The organism is Bradyrhizobium sp. CSA207 (genome assembly GCF_029051685.1).
Taxonomy (GTDB): Bacteria; Pseudomonadota; Alphaproteobacteria; order Rhizobiales; family Xanthobacteraceae; genus Bradyrhizobium.
Map to the genome: position 1 here is coordinate 132,176 of NZ_JAACFT010000011.1, position 16,900 is coordinate 149,075.

Here is a 16,900-nt window from a genome sequence, read left to right on the forward strand (position 1 = left end):
TGCGCCCTTACGCCAGGCAGCGGAACAAGAGCGCAGGATCGCGGTCGGGATCGATACGCAACCTGATGCCGCCCCATTCGATGCGGGACTGTTCGCCGGTGAGGACATTTTCGAGTACGGTGACGTGGCGGCGCTCGCCGCCGAAGTCGACGGTGAGGTCGCCGAGCGGCAACCAGGATTCGCGCGCATGGCCCGTGAGCGCGATCGCGGCGACGATGGTGTTCGCCGGATCGGCTGCCTCCTTCACGAAGGCGATCGTCTCGCCATCCTCGATGCCGAGGAAGCGCAGATTGGCGGTCTGCTGGAGCGCGGCGTTTTCGTTGCGGATCCGGTTCAGCTCGGTGATGTAGCTCTTGATATTGCCCGCCTTGTCCCAGTCGCGCTGCCGGATCTGATACTTCTCGGAATCGAGATATTCTTCGCGGCCGGGGATGGCATCATGCTCGAGCAGCTCGAACCCACTGTAGATGCCGTAATTGCCGGACAGCGTCGCGGCCAACGCAACGCGCGATTTGAAGGCCCAGGCTTCGCCGCTCTGGAGGTGATAGGGCAGGAGGTCGGGCGTGTTGAGGAACAGGTTCGGCCGATAGAAGTCCCGCTCGGGATAGCGGGTGATCTCGCCGAGATATTGCTCGAGCTCCCACTTCTCGGTGCGCCACGGAAAATAAGTGAACGATTGCGTAAAGCCGAGCTTTGCCAGGCCCTTCATCAGCTTCGGACGTGCGTAGGTCTTGGAGAACAGGATCACCTCGGGATAGCGGCGGCGGATGTCACGGATCAGCCATTCCCAGAACTGGAACGGCGCCGTGTCGTGATTGTCGATGGCGAAGATGGTCACGCCATGGTCGATCCAGAACAGCATGGCGTCGCGGAACGCATTCCACAGCCCGATCCTGTCGACGGATGTGAAATCGGGGATGACGATATCCGGATAGGGCCCGTCGGCGGTTCGCACCGAGCGGTCCGGCCGCCACTTGAACCATTCCGGATGCTGCGTCAGCCAGGGATGGTCAGGCGAGCACTGCACGGCGAAGTCGAGCGCGAGCTCCAGGCCGTATTCGAGGCAGGTCGCGACCAGCGCGCGGAAATCCTCGATCGTGCCGAGCTCGGGATGCAGTACGTCGTGCCCGCCCTCAGCGGCACCGATGGCATAAGGCGAACCGGGATCGCCTTCGGCCGCCACCTGTGAATTGTTGCGGCCCTTGCGGCGGGTGCGGCCGATCGGGTGGATCGGCGTGAAGTAGAGCACGTCGAAACCCATCGCGGCGATGTCGGGCACGCGCGCGATGCAGTCTCTCAGCGTGCCGTGCTGGCCCGGTACCTGGCTCTGGCTGCGCGGCATCATCTGATACCAGGCGCTGAAGCGCGCCTTGTCGCGGTCGACGATCAGGGGCAAGGGCGGCGAGCGGGTCAGGTCGGGCCGCGGCTGGCTCTCCGCCATGGCCTTGCCGAGCTCGGCCGCGAGCAGAGGCATGACTTCGCCGGTCTGAAGATAGTCCTCGCACTGTCTGACGATGACATCAGCGGCGTCCTGCCGGGCGCCATGCGCCTTGGTCAGGAGGCCGGCGCCTTCGATCGCGTCGAGTGTGATATCCACGCCGGAGAGCTGCTTTCGCGCGAGGGCATGACGCCAGGTTGCGAATTCGTCGGTCCAGGCTTCGATGGCATAAACATATTGACCGGGTTCGACCGGAGTGAACGTGCCGGACCATCGGTCATTGTCGTGATGGACCATCGGCTCGCTCCGCCATTCCCGGTCCTGTTCGCCGCGCCAGACCAGCGCGGCGCCGACCACGTCGTTGCCGTCGCGATAGATGTCGGCCCACACCTCGACCCGTTCGCCCGCGATCCGTTTCACGGCAAAGCGGCCGCCATCGATCGACGGATAGATGTCTTCGATGAGAAAAGCACCGCCGGCTGCGGCACTCTCGACAGTTTGAATTGTCTTGTTCACGGTGATGCCATTGACAAGAAAGCAGGCGCCCGTTTCCCTTATCGGGAACCTATGCTTGATACCTATATAGAAAGCCGCTTGTGTGTCATTAGTTCCCCCTGGGAACGGGAGGCGCGGTTTGCGAGTTAACCTTGGCTAACGTCCTCCGCGACCTCATAAAATCGATGCCCCCGGCCAAAGAGTGGCCTGCAAGCTGCGTGCCGAATGGATCTTTTAGCTCAAGCCCAGATCAAGGGCGTTCAGTCCGAATTCGTCGATGCCCTCGGAAAGCTGCGGGTCACCGATCCCGTCGCCCTCAAATCCATCCTCGACGCCCTGCCGGAGAAGCGGGTTTATCGCTTCGTCAGCGGGCCGGTCGTGATTCGCGCCTTGGGCAATCCGCGCACCGAGTTGGCGGCAACCGGGGCGCCGCCGCTCAAATGGAAAATCACCGGCAACGCCCAGATCGCCGGCAATGACAATGCGATCGCGCAAGGCGAGACGCGCGAGCCCGTGATCGCCTGGCCCGCCGGCCTGCCGCTCGGTTACCACCGGTTGACGCTCACCGATGCCGGGGGCGTGACGGAAGAGGTGCCGATGATCGTGGCGCCCGAGCGCGCCTTTGGCGGCGATTTCGATCGCGGCTGGCTGCTCGCCGTGCAACTTTACAGCGTCCGCTCCGATCGCAATTGGGGTATCGGCGATTTCACCGACTTGGCTGGCCTCGTCCGGCTCGCCAGGCAACTCGGCGCCGACGGCGTCGGGCTGAACCCGCTGCACGTGCTGTTCGACGACCAGCCCGGCGATTGCAGCCCGTATTCGCCGAACAGCCGGCTGTTTCTCAATCCGCTCTATATCGACGTCGAGGCGATCCCGGAATTTTCCGCCGATCTCGTCCCTGACGCCGCCGCGGTCGCTGCGCGGCTGCGTGAAGGCGATCGCGTCCCTTATGCCGACATGGCCGCGTTGAAATGGCTGGGCCTGCGCGCCGCCTTTGACAGCTTCGTGACAACGGCAAGCGGGGCACGCCGCCAGGCGTTTGATGCATTCCGCGCCGCCCGCGCGCCGCTGTTGTCCCGTTTCGCCTGCTTCGAGGTGCTGCGGCATCGTTTCACCGGGCCGTGGTGGGAATGGCCGCCGGAATGGCGGCAGCCGGACGAGACAAAATGCGCCGAGCTGCGCAATGGCGCGAGCAAGCGCGAGGTCGAGTTCGTCGAATTCGTGCAATGGACCGCGGACAGCCAATTGCGTGCCGCCAAGGAGCTTGCGAGCCAGCTCGGCATGCGGGTCGGGCTCTATCTCGACGTCGCCGTCGGCGTGCAATCCAACGGCTTCGATGCCTGGAACGAGCAGGTGGCGATTTCCCGCCACCTCGCCGTTGGCGCGCCGCCCGACGTGCTCAACACCGTCGGTCAGGATTGGGGCCTGGCCGGCTTCAACGCCGGCGGTCTGGAAGCCAAGTCCTTCGTGCCGTTTGCCGATATGCTGGCCGCCTCGATGCGCCATGCCGGTGCCATCCGGCTCGATCACGTGCTGGGGCTGAAGCGGCTCTATCTGGTGCCGCGCGGCTTCAAGCCCGACAATGGCGCCTATGTGCAGATGCCATTCGAGGCGCTGCTTGGAGCGGTGGCGCGCGAGAGCGCAGCCCACAAATGCATCGTGATCGGCGAGGACCTCGGCACCGTGCCGGAGGGTTTTCGCGAGACCATGCAGGATTTCGGCATCTGGTCCTACCTCGTCATGATGTTCGAGCGCGACGATGCCGGCCGCTTCCGCTCTATCGACCATTACCGGCCCAATGCGCTGGTGACCTTGAACACGCATGACCTGTCGACCTATGCCGGCTGGCGCTCGTTCAGCGATCTTGAGATGAAGCGCTCGCTTGGGCTCGATCCCGGCGAGAACGATCAGGCGCGCTGGGATGCGCTCGGCATGCTCGACGAGATTCTGCGCCAGAACGGCATTGGTGCCAACGACCTCTATTCGGTACTCGCTTTCCTGTCGCGCACGCCGTCGCGGCTATTGGCGGTGTCGCTGGAGGATCTGCTCGGCGTGATCGACCAGCCGAACATTCCCGGGACGATCGACGAGCATCCGAACTGGCGCCAGCGTCTGCCGGTCGCGCTCGACAAGATCGCCTCCAAGGTCGATCTCGCGGCCTTGAAGGCCGCGACACGGGAACGTTCCTTGACCGGCGGGAGTTGAAGCGCCGGGCATTTTCAGGCTCGCAATACCGTGTCTCAGAAGATCGAGGATTACGCGCTGATCGGCGACTGCGAGACCGCGGCGCTGGTCGGGCGCAACGGCTCGATCGACTGGCTCTGCTGGCCGGCCTTCGATTCCGATGCCTGCTTCGCCGCAATCCTCGGCACGCGCAAGAATGGCCGCTGGCTGATCGCGCCCACCGCGGACGTCATCGGTACGTCGCGCCGCTATCTCGGCAACACGCTCATCCTCGAGACGCGTTTTGAGACGAAGGACGGCACCGTCGCGCTGATCGATTTCATGCCGCCGCGCGGCAAGGCGTCCGACATCGTGCGGCTGGTCCGCGGCGTGAGCGGTTCGGTGAAGCTGCGCATGGAACTCGTGATCCGATTCGGCTTCGGCATCAGCATTCCCTGGGTGCGCCGCTCCGAGGACGGATCGCTGCTGGCGATCGCCGGTCAGGATATGACGGTGCTGCACACGCCGGCCCAAACCCACGGCGAGGATCTGACCACGGTTGCCAAATTCGAGGTGAAGGCCGGAGAGACCGTGCCGTTCGTGCTGAGCTATGGCCCCTCGCATCTGCCTCCGCCCGAGCCGATCGACCCGGAGATCGCGCTTCAGGAGACCGAAAGATTTTGGAAGGACTGGTGCAGCCGCTCCACGCATGACGGGGCGTACCGCGATCTTGTCATGCGCTCGCTGATCACGTTGAAGGCGCTGACCTTCGCCCCAACCGGCGGCATCGTTGCCGCACCGACGACGTCATTGCCGGAAAAGCTCGGCGGGATGCGGAACTGGGATTACCGCTTTTGCTGGCTGCGCGACGCCACCTTCACGCTGCTGGCACTGATGAACTCGGGCTATACCGAGGAAGCCTCGGCCTGGCACAATTGGCTGCTGCGCGCAGCAGCCGGCTCGCCGTCGAACATGCAGATCATGTACGGCATCTGGGGCCAGCGGCGGCTGCTGGAATGGGAGGCGGGCTGGCTCGACGGCTATGAGGGCGCACGGCCGGTGCGCGTCGGCAATGCCGCCCATGCTCAGCTCCAGCTCGACGTCTACGGCGAACTGATCGATGCGTTCCACCAGTCGCGAATGGCCAAGCTCAAGCTCGACGATGAAACCTGGGCGCTGGAATGCGCCGTGCTCAATCATCTCGCCGAGGTCTGGGACGAGCCCGATCACGGCATCTGGGAGCGGCGCGGCCAGCCGAAGCACTACGTCTTCTCCAAGGTGATGACCTGGGTGGCCTTCGACCGCGGCATCAAGAGCGCCGAGACCTTCGGCTTCAAGGCGCCGCTGCTGCACTGGCATACCCTGCGTGATTCCATCCATCGCGATGTCTGCAACAGAGGTTTTGACGCAAGTCAGAATGCGTTCGTCGAGTCCTATGGCTCGAAATTGCTCGACGCTAGCGTCCTGCTGCTCCCGGCGGTCGGCTTCTTGCCGGCGTCTGATCCGCGCATCCGCAGCACCGTTGCAGCCGCCGAAAAATACCTGATGCACGACGGTTTCGTGCTGCGGCATGATCCGCGCGAAGTGTCCGAAGAGAATCAGCCGATCGAGGGCGCGTTTCTGGCTTGTAGCCTGTGGCTGGCCGATGCCTATGTGCTGTCAGGCGATCTCGACAAGGCGCAGGCGCTGTTCGACCGCGTGGCCGGGCTAGCGAACGATGTCGGGCTATTGGCCGAGGAGTACGACTCCGTCGCGCGCCGCCAGACCGGAAATTTCCCCCAGGCGCTGACGCATATCGCGCTGATCAACACCGCGCATAACCTGTCGGCGGCAAGGCAGGAGAGCGAGAAGCCGGCCGTGCAGCGGTCGCAATAGCTCGCGATATCGAAGTGGTGCAACTGGCCTTTACCTCTCCCGTAGGGAGAGGTCGGATCGCATCGTAGATGCGATCCGGGTGAGGGCTTACGGTCTCACTGAATGCTGCGGCCCCTCACCCGGATTGCTCTGGACGATGCTTTGCATCGCCAGGCGCAATCCGACCTCTCCCCGTCGGGGAGAGGTGAACCACGAGCAGCCATCGAGCCTCAGCCGATCCCGTTCCGCTTCAAAATCATCTCGATCGCCTCGGCAAAGCCATCCTGCTCGTTGGTGGCGGTGACGTGGGTCGCCTGCTCCTTGACGTTGTCGGCGGCATTGCCCATGGCGATCGAGACGCCGCTGACGCGAAACATTGCGAGGTCATTCTGCATGTCGCCGATGGTGGCGACCGCCTCGGTCGCAATTCCGAGCCGCTTTGCCATCGCCTCGACGAAAGTGCCCTTGTTGAAGGAGGGCGGGGTGATGTCGAGATAATAGGTCTGCGAGCGCACCGCGGTCGCCTGGCTGCCGAGCGCCTCCTGCATCACCTTCTCGCAACGCTCCAGCCCGGCTGCATCGGCGCTGGCGCCGACGATCTTGCAGGCGCTTGCGAGGAACGGCGAAAAATCGGCTATGACGGTCGGGTCGGACCGGATCGTGTGCTGCTCGTGGGCCACGTAGCTGCCGCGGGGATTGTCGATCAGCCATTTGTCGTAGGTGAAGAGCCAGATGTCGGCGCCGAATTCCCGGAGGATCTGCAAGGACCGTTCTGCCGCGCTCGCAGGGATGAGGTGCTGCTCGACCGGCTTCATCTCGGGCTCGACGATCGAGGAGCCGTTGAACGGGCCGACCGGCAGCCAGATCGCGAGCGGCTCGATCAGGAAGCGCATCCCGATCGCGGGGCGGCTCGACGTGATGGTGAAGCCGATGCCGGCCTTGTGCAGCCGCTGCACCGCCGCTTTGGCGCGGTCGGTCAGCGTCTTGTCCTTGGTCAGCAGCGTGCCATCGACGTCGGAAACCACGAGTGAGATTTGCGTCATGGCAGAACCTTGGGCTTCATGGCCTTGGATGTCACGGCCGTGGGCTTGTCGCCGCCCAATTTCAACTGTCGCACGACGCCGTCCACGATCGCCTCGACGGTCTCGTCGATCGAGACGCTGATCACGTGCTCGCCCGCTCCCGGCGGCTCCAGCGTATTGAACTGGCTGGTCAAGAGCTCGGGCGGCATGAAATGGCCCTTGCGGCGCGCGAGCCGATCGGCGATCAGCTCCTTGCTGCCCTTCAGGAAGACGAAGCGGACGTCGCTCCGTCCACGCAAGAGCACGTCACGATAGCTGTGCTTCAGAGCCGAGCAGGCAATGATGACGTGCTCGCCGCGTCCGCAGACCCGTGCGATCTCGTCGGCGATGGCGTTGAGCCAGGGCCAGCGATCCTCGTCGGTGAGCGGGTGGCCGGCCCTCATCTTCTGGACGTTACTGGCGGGGTGAAAGCCGTCGCCGTCCTCGAACCGCCAGCCGAGCCGCTCGCCTAGCGCTTTGGCGATCGTGCTCTTGCCCGAACCCGACACGCCCATCACGATCAATGCACAAGGTGCTTCAACGCCCGCCACGAATTCCCTCCGGAAGCGCGGCCTGGTCGACCAGCCAGACGGTTTCACCATTCGAGCGCGCGCGCAACGCCGGCAGGTTCTCGCCATTGAATAGGCGCGTCAAGATCGGCTGCTTGTCGTGCCCGGCAATCTCGAACAGCATTTCGCGGCAGGACGCCAGCGCGGGCAGGGTGAGCGAGACTCGCGGCACGAAGGGCGCGACGTTGGCCTTGGGCACGCCGACGACCCAGCGCTGCGTCTCTTCGAGGGCAGGATAGCCGGGAAACAGCGAAGCGGTGTGGCCGTCCGGGCCCGCGCCCATCAGGACGAGATCGAACAGGGGCCGCGACGGATCCAGCCGCTCCGCACCGTAGAAGGACTGCAGCTCGCGCGCGTAGGCCTCGGCGGCGTGGTCGGGATTTTCCGCGGTCGTCGGGATCGGGTGGATATGGCCGGACGGCGCGCTGCGATCGAGGAAGGTTGCGCGCGCGACAGCCATGTTGTTGAGAGGATCGCTTTCGGGCACGAACCGCTCGTCTCCGATGAACCAGTGCACGCGGTCCCAGGGAATCTTATCGCGCCAGGCATCGCCGCCGAGCAATTGATAGAGCCTCTTTGGGCTGGAGCCGCCGGTGAGGCAGATCGCGATACGCCCGGGATTGGCCGCGATCCGCGCCATCACCCGTTCGGCCGCTGCGCGGGCGAGCGCCTCGGCGTCGGCCTCGACGATCAGCTTCGGCAGGCCGGCCGCGGCCATCACGAAAACTTCCGCCAGCTTCGCCCGTCACGCCGGAGCAATTCATCGGCACAAGCCGGGCCGTCGCTGCCGGCGGGATAGGTCTCGATGCCGTTGACGCCCGCCTTCTTCCAGGCGTCCAGGAACGGCTGCACTGCCTGCCACCCGGCCTCGACGCCGTCGGCGCGCTGGAACAGGATGTTGTCGCCGATCATGCAGTCATAGATCAGCGTCTCGTAGCCGGTGCTGGGATCGGCCCGGAAATAGTCGCCGTAGCGGAACTTCATTTCGACGCCGTCGATCATGACACTCGGTCCCGGAATCTTGGCATTGAACTGAAGCTCGATAGTCTCGGTCGGCGCGATGCCGATGGTGAGGAAGTTTTGCGATAGACGGTCGACCGCCGTGCCCGAAAACATCGACAGCGGTGCCTGCTTGAACTTGATCGCGACTTCCGTGCGTTTGTGGCCCAGTGCCTTGCCGGTGCGCAAATAGAAGGGCACGCCGGCCCAGCGCCAATTGTCGATCATCAGCTTCAGCGCGACATAGGTCTCGGTGGAGCTGCCGGGTTTGACGTCCGCCGTGTTGCGATAGTCCGGAATCTCGTCGTCGCCGATGCGGCCGGCGAGATATTGCGCGCGGACCGAGCTCTTCAGCGCTTCCTCTTCGCTCGGCCGTTGGATCGAGGTTAGAACCTCGGCCTTCTCGGAACGCACGGAATGGGCGTCGAAACGCGCCGGCGGCTCCATCGCCACCAGCGACATCAGTTGGAATAGGTGGTTCGGCACCATGTCGCGCAGCGCGCCGGTGGCGTCGTAGAAGCCGCCGCGATGGCCGACGCCGAGCTTCTCCTCCACCGTGATCTGGATGTGGTCGATATGGTTGCGATTCCAGATCGGCTCGAACATGCCATTGGCAAAGCGCAGCACCAAAATGTTCTGCACCGTCTCCTTGCCGAGATAGTGATCGATCCGGTAGATCTGGTGCTCATCCATGATCTTCAGCAGTTCGGCGTTCAAGGCGCGTGCCGAAGCGAGATCGGTCCCGAACGGCTTCTCGATCACCAGCCGCCGCCAGGCACCGTTCTCCTTCGTCATACCGGTGCGGCCGAGCTCGCGCGCGGTTGGGGCGAACGCGGCCGGCGGCGTCGCCAGATAGAACAGTCGGTTGCCGCCGGTGCCTTCCGCGCATTCCAGCGAATCCAGATGCTCGCGCAGGCGGTCGAACGACGGCGGGTCCTTCGGATCGGCCTCGACGAATGTCACACATTGCAGCAGCTTCTGGGCGACGACGTCGTCAACCGGGCGCGTCGCAAACTCGCGCAGACCCTTCATCAGGCTATCGCGCAGCTCGTCATCCGACTGGCCCTTGCGGGCCACGCCGACGACGCAGAACTTTTCCGGTAGCAGGTGCTCGGCGGCGAGATTGTAGAGTGACGGCATCACGAGGCGGTGGGTGAGATCACCGGTGACACCAAAGATGACGAAGGCGCAATTTTCCGGCTTGCGCTTTGCTTGCGGGTCTTTTGTCACGAATGATCGGCCTTCGCTTGCTACTTGCTCTTCTTACTTGGACTTCGAAGCGTCCGGCTGCTTCGGCTCCTTGTGGCCGCCAAAACCCGCGCGCATCGCGGAAAGAATCTTTTCAGCGAAGGTGTGTTCCTGGCGGGAACGGAAACGTGCGTAGAGGGCCGCGGTCAGGACTTCGGCCGGCACAGCCTCGTCGATTGCCGCATTCACGGTCCAGCGTCCTTCGCCGGAATCCTCGACGAAACCGGAATATTCCGACAGCGCCGGGCTGTCCGCGAGTGCCGTCGAGGTCAGATCGAGCAGCCAGGACGGGATCACGCTGCCGCGCCGCCATACCTCGGCGATATCGGCAAGATCGAAATCGTAGCGATGATCCGCCGGCAAGGCTTCGATGCTGGCGTTCTTGAGAATATCAAAACCTTCGGCATAGGCCTGCATCAGGCCGTATTCGATGCCGTTGTGGATCATCTTGACGAAGTGACCGGCGCCCACGGGACCTGCATGGATGTAGCCCTGCTCGATGCGGGGATCGCGGCCTTCCCGCCCAGGCGTGCGCGCAATGTCGCCGGCGCCGGGCGCGAGCGCGGCGAAAATCGGATCGAGCCGGTCGACCACGACCTTCTCGCCGCCGATCATCATGCAATAGCCGCGGTCCAGTCCCCAGACGCCGCCGGAGGTCCCGACGTCGACATAATGGATGCCGCGTTCCCTGAGCGCCTTGCCGCGGCGAACGTCGTCTTGCCAGAACGTGTTGCCGCCGTCGATGATGACGTCGTCGGCCTGCATCACGTTCGCAAGCGTGTCGATCGTCGCTTCGGTGATGCGGCCGGCAGGCAGCATCACCCATGCGGTACGCGGTCGTTCCAGCTTGGCGACGAATTCTTCGAGCGTCGCCGAGCCCTGCGCGCCGTCTCCGGCAAGGCCGGCGACGGCCTTGGCGTCCTTGTCATAGACCACGGTCGAATGGCCGTGACGCATCAGCCGGCGCACGATGTTGCCGCCCATCCGGCCGAGGCCGATCATGCCGAGTTGCATTTGAATTATTCCCTTAGTTCAGCGCGTCCGTGAGGGCGGCGTTGAGTGCCGCGAGACCTTTCTTGAGCCCGCCCTTCAGGTGCACGCGGAGCGCACGTCGGCCGCGCTCGGTGAGCACATCGAAATCGCCGCGCGCCTGTGCCGCCTTGATGACGCCAAAGCTAGCCTTCTGGCCCGGCACAGTCAGGTCCTTGGCGTCATCGGCGGTGATCTGGAGGAATACGCCACTGTCGGGGCCGCCCTTGTAGGCCTGCCCGGTGGAGTGCAGGAAGCGCGGCCCGAACTCGGCGCAGGTCGCGACGTGGCGCTTCTCGCGCACTTCGAGCCGCATCGTCTGGAGCGCATCGATGGTGGCCTTGTCGCGCGCGATGTAGCCGAGCAGGGCGACATAGTCGCCGTGGTTGGAGCGGGCGAGATGCGCCTTCAGCCATGAGGTGAGATCGCCGTTGGCCCCTGCGGCACGCAGCGCTGTGGCGTTGGCCTCGTCGGTGTAGAGATCGGCCTCGGCGGTGCTGACCACCGGCTGTTCCGCCGGCAGCGCGCCGGTCTTCTCGAACGCGGCGGTGAGCTCGCGGGTCTTGATCTTGGCCGCTTCCACGTCGGGCTGATCGAACGGGTTGATGCCGAGGATGCTGCCTGCCACCGCGGTTGCCATCTCGAAGCGGAAGAATTCCTGGCCGAGATGATCGATCGACTTCATGACGATGCGCGCGACGGGATGGCCGGCCGCTTCGATCGCGGCAAGCTTCGAGTCGTGTGGGGCGTCCGCCTCGCCTTCGGTGCGGATGTCGATGAAGAACCGATCGTTGCCGTAAAGTGAAGGCTCGCCGAGCGGCTCGCCGGCAATCGGGATCAGGCCCTTGCCTTCCTTGCCGGTCGATTCCGCGATGAGCTGCTCGGCCCAGGCGCCGAAATCGGCGATCTTCTTCGACGTCAGGATCGTCACCTTGTCGCGGCCTTCGAGGCCGGCGAGACCCATGGCGAGCCCGAGCTGGACGCCGGGATTTTCCTGCGGCGGCACGTCCGGTCCGCAGGAGCGGGCCATCGAGAGTGCATGCTTGACCAGGGTCTTGACGTCGATGCCCGCGGTTGCCGCGGGGACGAGGCCGAACGGCGAGAGCACCGAATAGCGACCGCCGATCGAGGGCTTGCCGTGGAAGATGCGGGCATAGTTCAGTTTCTTGGCCGCCTTCTCCAGCGACGAGCCGGGATCGGTCACTGCGATGAAGCGATGGCCGGTCTTGACCGACGGTCCGAGCGCCTGCGCGACACGCTCGTGGAAATAATCCTTCATCGCGTTCGGCTCGGTGGTGCCGCCGGACTTGCTGGAGACGATGAATACGGTGTTGGCAATGTCGATGCTGGCTTCCATCGCCCGCACCTGCGCCGGATCTGTGGAATCCAACACATGCAGCTTCGGGAAGCCGGACTTCCGCGCGAAGGTCTCCGCCAGTACTTCCGGCCCTAGGCTCGATCCGCCCATGCCGAGCACGACGGCGTCGGAGAATTTCTGACCCTTGACGCGATTCGCGTAGTCCTCGTAGTCGGCGACGTCGGCCTTTGCGGCGCTGTCGAGCCAGCCGAGCCATTTGTCCTCGTCCGCGCCGGTCCAGACCGACTTGTCGCGCTGCCATAGCCTGCGGATTTTCGCTGACGCCCTCCAGTCCTCGGTGCTCTTCGCCACGGCCTTGCCGAGCCCGTCACCGAGCGACAGCAGCTGGCGATCGATCGCGGGCCCAAGCACGGTGGCGCGCTTGTGGGCGACTGCGCCATACAGCTTGTCAGCGGCGTCGGCAAACTGCTTGACGCCGTCCTTGACCAGCTCGGCGGTGATGGCGTCGAGCGAGATGCCGGAGCGCTCCAACTCCTCCAGCACGCGGCGGGCGTCCTCGACATTCTCTTCGAGACTGTCGCGCGTCTTGCCGTGGTCGCGGAACGCGTCCAGCGTCGCCGGCGGCATGGTGTTGATGGTGTCGGGGCCGATCAGTTCCTCGACATAGAGGACGTCGCTGTAGTCCTTGTTCTTGGTTCCGGTCGACGCCCACAGCATGCGCTGCGGCTTGGCACCCCTGGCTGCGAGATTGTCCCAGCGGGGACCTGCAAACAGCCGCCTGTAGTCCTGGTAGGCGACCTTGGCGTTGGCGATCGCGACCTTGCCTTTCAGCGCGGCGAGCCGCTCCTTTTCGGATGGATCGTTGGCGCGGGCGATCTTTTCGTCGAGCTGCTTGTCGACCATCGAGTCGATGCGGCTGACGAAGAAGCTCGCCACGCTCGCGACATGCGAAGGATCGCCGCCGCCTGCGACATATTTCTCCAGACCGGCGAGGTAGGCCTCGGCGACCTCGAGATAGACCGCTTTGGAGAACAGCAGCGTGATGTTGATGCTGACGCCTTCGCCGATGAGTTGTTCGATCGCCGGCAGGCCCTCGGGCGTCGCCGGGACCTTGACCATCAAGTTCCTGCGATTGACGTCCTTCCAGAGCCGCTTCGCCTCGGCGACTGTGCCCGCGGTGTCCAGTGCGAGATAAGGCGAGACCTCCAGGCTGACGAAGCCGTCCTGCCCCTTGAGGCGGTCATAGACCGGGCGGAGCACGTCGGCGGCATTCTGGATGTCCTCGACCGCGACGGCCTCGAACAGGTCGGCGACGGTCCGGTCGCCGCGCTTGAGCGCCTTGCCGATCGAGGCGTCGTATTCGTCCGAGCTGCCGATCGCCTTCTCGAAGATCGAGGGATTGGAGGTGACGCCCTTGACGCCGTCAGTCTCGATCAGCCGTTTCAAGTCGCCCTTGGCGATGAAGCCACGGGCGAGGAAGTCCAGCCAGACGGCTTGTCCGTGCTTTTCCAGTTCTTTGACGGGATTCATGCTGTTTATTTATCTCCAAGCCTGCGGGCGAGGGGTTTCCGCGCCGGTCCTGACGCGCTATCCTGTAGCTTACATGCGCACCTGAGGGAACCAATCAAGGGTACAGGTGTTTCTACTCTGGGTGTAACTCCGTCGCGATCGTGACGATCCAGGCGGCAGTAGCGGTGTTGCGTAAAATTCTCTGGCCGGGACGGTTCGGCCGGGTCGTTGCGTAGCGTCAGCCTGCCACGTCTGCTTGTCGCAGCGCGGAGTGCCGTCAGGGGGCTTTCCAATCCGCCTGACGCATCGTTGGCTCGGTCGCAAATGGCCATGCTGGGGGAAAGCATGCACGCTGAAACTGAGGGTCTGGCACTCGCCGTTCCCGACGGGGCGCAATCCGCCCGCCTGGGCTTGTGTATCGACGCATCCCACGATCTTGAAATCGGTCAATGCGCGACGCGCCTGCGGCTGCTGGTCGCGGCGGGATTTGCGATGATGCTGATCAGTGCGAGCCTTGCCTTTGGCTGGTGGGATGTCATCGGCAACTATGGCACGACGATCGGCTATACCGGCATCGTGGTGTTCGGCCTGATCACCTGCCGGCTCATCTGGATGCTGCCGTCCGAACGGGGGCCGGTGGTGATCGTCACCACCTACGGCATCCGCGATCTCCGCATCGGCAATGAATTTCTGCTTTGGGAGTCGATTGAGGACGTTTCGGCTGAAGAATGCCGCGGACACAAGGTCATCGTGCTGACGCTGACGCCGGCCTTCCAGCGTCAGCTCGCCTGCGTCCACGCCACCACGCGCGCTGCGCCCACCGATCGCGTCGTCATCCGGGCCGACGGTCTGACGATGGAATTCGACACCTTGCTGCGCGCCTGTCGCGACTGTCATGCCGCCAGCGATTCACGCACCGCATTGCGGCGAGAGCGCGATCACGGCACGCAAAGCTTGGCCGCACGAACGTCATAAAGCCGCCGCCAGCCGGCGGTTATGTTGCGGTGCCGGATGGCCTATCCCCGGTAACGCCCGGATGTTGCGGCGGGGCGACATTTGCTGGAAATTAGCGAATACAAGTGTAGATTCGCACAAATAACAGGCAGCTGCCTGTTCGTAACTCGCCCGATGCCTACGTTGTGCGTTGCGTGGTGAAGGCCCTCGGGTGTCGAATGTTCGTCATGTGCTCACGCTGATTCGAGAGTGGCGCTAAGGAACGGTCCGGTCGCTGCTTTAGTTCAGTTGTGTAGCGGAACTCACGCGGAGAGGGATCATGTACAACGATTCTCTATTCAACGCTTTCGCTCGGTCGTTCGAGGCGAGAAGCCAGCACGACATGTCGATGGCGGAATATCTGGAATCGTGTCGAAGCGATCCCATGAAATATGCAAATGCGGCCGAACGATTGCTAGCCGCGATCGGTGAACCCCAGACGATCGACACGGCCAAGGACCCACGCCTTGGCCGTATTTTTTTGAACCGCACGATCCGCACCTATCCGGCCTTTGCCGGTTTCTACGGCATGGAAGAAACCATCGAGCGCATCGTTGGTTTCTTCCGTCATGCTGCGCAAGGCCTCGAGGAGCGCAAGCAGATCCTCTATTTGCTCGGCCCGGTCGGCGGCGGCAAATCCTCGCTCGCCGAACGGCTGAAGTCGCTGATGGAAGTGCATCCGATCTACGTGCTGAAGGCCGGCGACGAACTCTCGCCCGTGTTCGAGAGCCCGCTGAGCCTGTTCGATCCCGATCAGCTCGGCCCGATGCTGGAGGAAAAGTACGGCATTCCGCGCCGGCGTCTCACCGGGTTGATGAGCCCGTGGTGCTACAAGCGCCTGGAGGCCTTCGGTGGCGACATCTCGCAATTCCGTGTCGCCAAGATTCAGCCGTCGCGGCTGCGCCAGATCGCGGTTGCCAAGACCGAGCCCGGTGACGAGAACAACCAGGACATTTCCTCGCTGGTTGGCAAGGTCGATATCCGCAAGCTCGAAACCTATGCGCAGAACGATCCGGATGCGTATAGCTATTCGGGCGGTCTCAACCGCGCCAACCAGGGCATTCTCGAATTCGTTGAGATGTTCAAGGCACCGATCAAGATGCTGCACCCGCTGCTTACTGCGACGCAGGAGGGCAACTACATCGGCACCGAGAACATCGGCGCGATTCCATTCACCGGCATCATCCTCGCGCACTCCAACGAGGCAGAGTGGTCGAGCTTCAAGTCGAACAAGAACAACGAGGCCTTCATCGACCGCATCTGCGTGATCAAGGTGCCCTATGTCCTGCGCTACACCGAAGAGCAGAAGATCTACGAAAAGCTGATCCAGGGCTCCGAGCTTGCGTCTGCGCCGTGCGCGCCGGCGACGCTGGAAACGATGGCGCGATTCTCGGTGATGTCGCGGCTGCGCAAGCACGAGAATTCCACGCTGTTTGCCAAAATGCGGGTTTACGATGGCGAAAGTCTGAAGGAATCCGATCCCAAAGCGCGCAGCGTCCAGGAATACCGGGATGCCGCCGGCGTCGACGAAGGCATGGATGGTGTCTCCACGCGCTTTGCCTTCAAAATCCTGGCCGCGACCTTCAACCACGATCCGCAGGAGGTTGCCGCCGACGCCGTGCACCTGATGTATGCGCTGGAACAGTCTATCCGCCGCGAGCAGCTTCCTGAGGAAATCGAAAAGCGTTACCTCGAATTCATCAAGGCGGAACTCGCGCCGCGTTATGCCGAGTTCATCGGCAACGAGATCCAGAAGGCTTATCTGGAATCCTACTCGGATTACGGCCAGAACCTGTTCGACCGTTACGTCGATTACGCCGATGCCTGGATCGAGGATCAGGACTTCAAGGATCCCGACACCGGACAATTGCTCGATCGCGAGCTTTTGAACCAGGAGCTGACCAAGATCGAGAAGCCGGCCGGCATCGCCAACCCGAAGGATTTCCGCAACGAGGTCGTCAAGTTCTCGTTGAGGGCCAGGGCACAGAATGCCGGCAAGAATCCGACCTGGACCTCCTACGAGAAGATTCGCGATGTGATCGAAAAGCGGATATTCTCCCAGGTCGAGGACCTGCTTCCGGTCATCTCGTTCGGGTCCAAGAAGGACGGCGAGACGGAGAAGAAGCACGGCGAGTTCGTCGCACGCATGGTGGAGCGCGGCTACACCGAGCGTCAGGTTCGCCGGCTCGTCGAGTGGTACATGCGCGTGAAGCAAGCCGGTTGA

General features: G+C 63.5%; 11 protein-coding genes. 4 read left to right on the forward strand and 7 right to left on the reverse strand.

What is annotated here, in order from left to right; translation table 11 throughout:
- Positions 1-7: 7 nt before the first annotated feature.
- On the reverse strand, positions 8-1,954 hold the full coding sequence (locus tag GWG65_RS14605; protein WP_275196258.1) for a maltotransferase domain-containing protein: 1,947 nt from the start codon (positions 1,952-1,954) through the stop codon (positions 8-10).
- A 204-nt stretch (positions 1,955-2,158) separates the two neighbouring features.
- Between GWG65_RS14605 and malQ the strand changes: the two genes are divergently transcribed.
- Entirely contained in the window at positions 2,159-4,138 is a 1,980-nt protein-coding gene (gene malQ / locus GWG65_RS14610) for a 4-alpha-glucanotransferase (protein WP_275196259.1), read from the forward strand.
- Between the two features lie 30 nt (positions 4,139-4,168).
- Complete coding sequence (locus tag GWG65_RS14615; RefSeq protein ID WP_275196260.1) at positions 4,169-5,971, forward strand: glycoside hydrolase family 15 protein; 1,803 nt, start codon at positions 4,169-4,171, stop codon at positions 5,969-5,971.
- A 209-nt stretch (positions 5,972-6,180) separates the two neighbouring features.
- Here GWG65_RS14615 and GWG65_RS14620 read toward each other — a convergent pair whose 3' ends face one another.
- From GWG65_RS14620 to GWG65_RS14645, 6 genes are read right to left on the reverse strand one after another with little or no spacing between them, the layout of a single operon-like run.
- Positions 6,181-6,993, reverse strand: coding sequence for an HAD family hydrolase (locus tag GWG65_RS14620; protein ID WP_275196261.1), 813 nt, complete (start codon positions 6,991-6,993; stop codon positions 6,181-6,183).
- Positions 6,990-7,562, reverse strand: coding sequence for a gluconokinase (locus GWG65_RS14625; RefSeq protein ID WP_275196262.1), 573 nt, complete (start codon positions 7,560-7,562; stop codon positions 6,990-6,992). Before GWG65_RS14625 ends, GWG65_RS14620 begins: the two co-directional genes overlap by 4 nt.
- Complete coding sequence (pgl, locus tag GWG65_RS14630; RefSeq protein WP_275196339.1) at positions 7,549-8,298, reverse strand: 6-phosphogluconolactonase; 750 nt, start codon at positions 8,296-8,298, stop codon at positions 7,549-7,551. The genes GWG65_RS14625 and pgl overlap by 14 nt, the downstream gene beginning before the upstream one ends.
- Entirely contained in the window at positions 8,298-9,809 is a 1,512-nt protein-coding gene (gene zwf, locus GWG65_RS14635; RefSeq protein ID WP_275196263.1) for a glucose-6-phosphate dehydrogenase, read from the reverse strand. The genes pgl and zwf overlap by 1 nt, the downstream gene beginning before the upstream one ends.
- A 33-nt stretch (positions 9,810-9,842) precedes the next feature.
- Complete coding sequence (gnd, locus tag GWG65_RS14640; protein ID WP_275196264.1) at positions 9,843-10,841, reverse strand: phosphogluconate dehydrogenase (NAD(+)-dependent, decarboxylating); 999 nt, start codon at positions 10,839-10,841, stop codon at positions 9,843-9,845.
- Between the two features lie 13 nt (positions 10,842-10,854).
- The gene (locus GWG65_RS14645; protein WP_275196265.1) at positions 10,855-13,704 is read right to left on the reverse strand and encodes a bifunctional transaldolase/phosoglucose isomerase; all 2,850 of its coding nucleotides are present in this window, start codon (positions 13,702-13,704) and stop codon (positions 10,855-10,857) included.
- Between the two features lie 324 nt (positions 13,705-14,028).
- On the opposite strand from GWG65_RS14645, the gene GWG65_RS14650 reads away from it, so the two are divergent.
- Positions 14,029-14,658: an STM3941 family protein gene (locus tag GWG65_RS14650; protein WP_275196266.1), complete on the forward strand. Its 630-nt coding sequence runs from the start codon at positions 14,029-14,031 to the stop codon at positions 14,656-14,658.
- A 298-nt stretch (positions 14,659-14,956) separates the two neighbouring features.
- Complete coding sequence (locus GWG65_RS14655; protein WP_275196267.1) at positions 14,957-16,900, forward strand: PrkA family serine protein kinase; 1,944 nt, start codon at positions 14,957-14,959, stop codon at positions 16,898-16,900.

Excerpts from the sequence above, each read along its gene's own strand:
- GWG65_RS14650 (WP_275196266.1), top strand. The coding sequence starts at position 14,029 with ATGCACGCTGAAACTGAGGGTCTGGCACTCGCCGTTCCCGACGGGGCG.
- gnd (WP_275196264.1), bottom strand. The coding sequence starts at position 10,841 with ATGCAACTCGGCATGATCGGCCTCGGCCGGATGGGCGGCAACATCGTG.
- GWG65_RS14645 (WP_275196265.1), bottom strand. The coding sequence starts at position 13,704 with ATGAATCCCGTCAAAGAACTGGAAAAGCACGGACAAGCCGTCTGGCTG.
- pgl (WP_275196339.1), bottom strand. The coding sequence starts at position 8,298 with ATGGCCGCGGCCGGCCTGCCGAAGCTGATCGTCGAGGCCGACGCCGAG.
- GWG65_RS14655 (WP_275196267.1), top strand. The coding sequence starts at position 14,957 with ATGTACAACGATTCTCTATTCAACGCTTTCGCTCGGTCGTTCGAGGCG.
- GWG65_RS14620 (WP_275196261.1), bottom strand. The coding sequence starts at position 6,993 with ATGACGCAAATCTCACTCGTGGTTTCCGACGTCGATGGCACGCTGCTG.
- malQ (WP_275196259.1), top strand. The coding sequence starts at position 2,159 with ATGGATCTTTTAGCTCAAGCCCAGATCAAGGGCGTTCAGTCCGAATTC.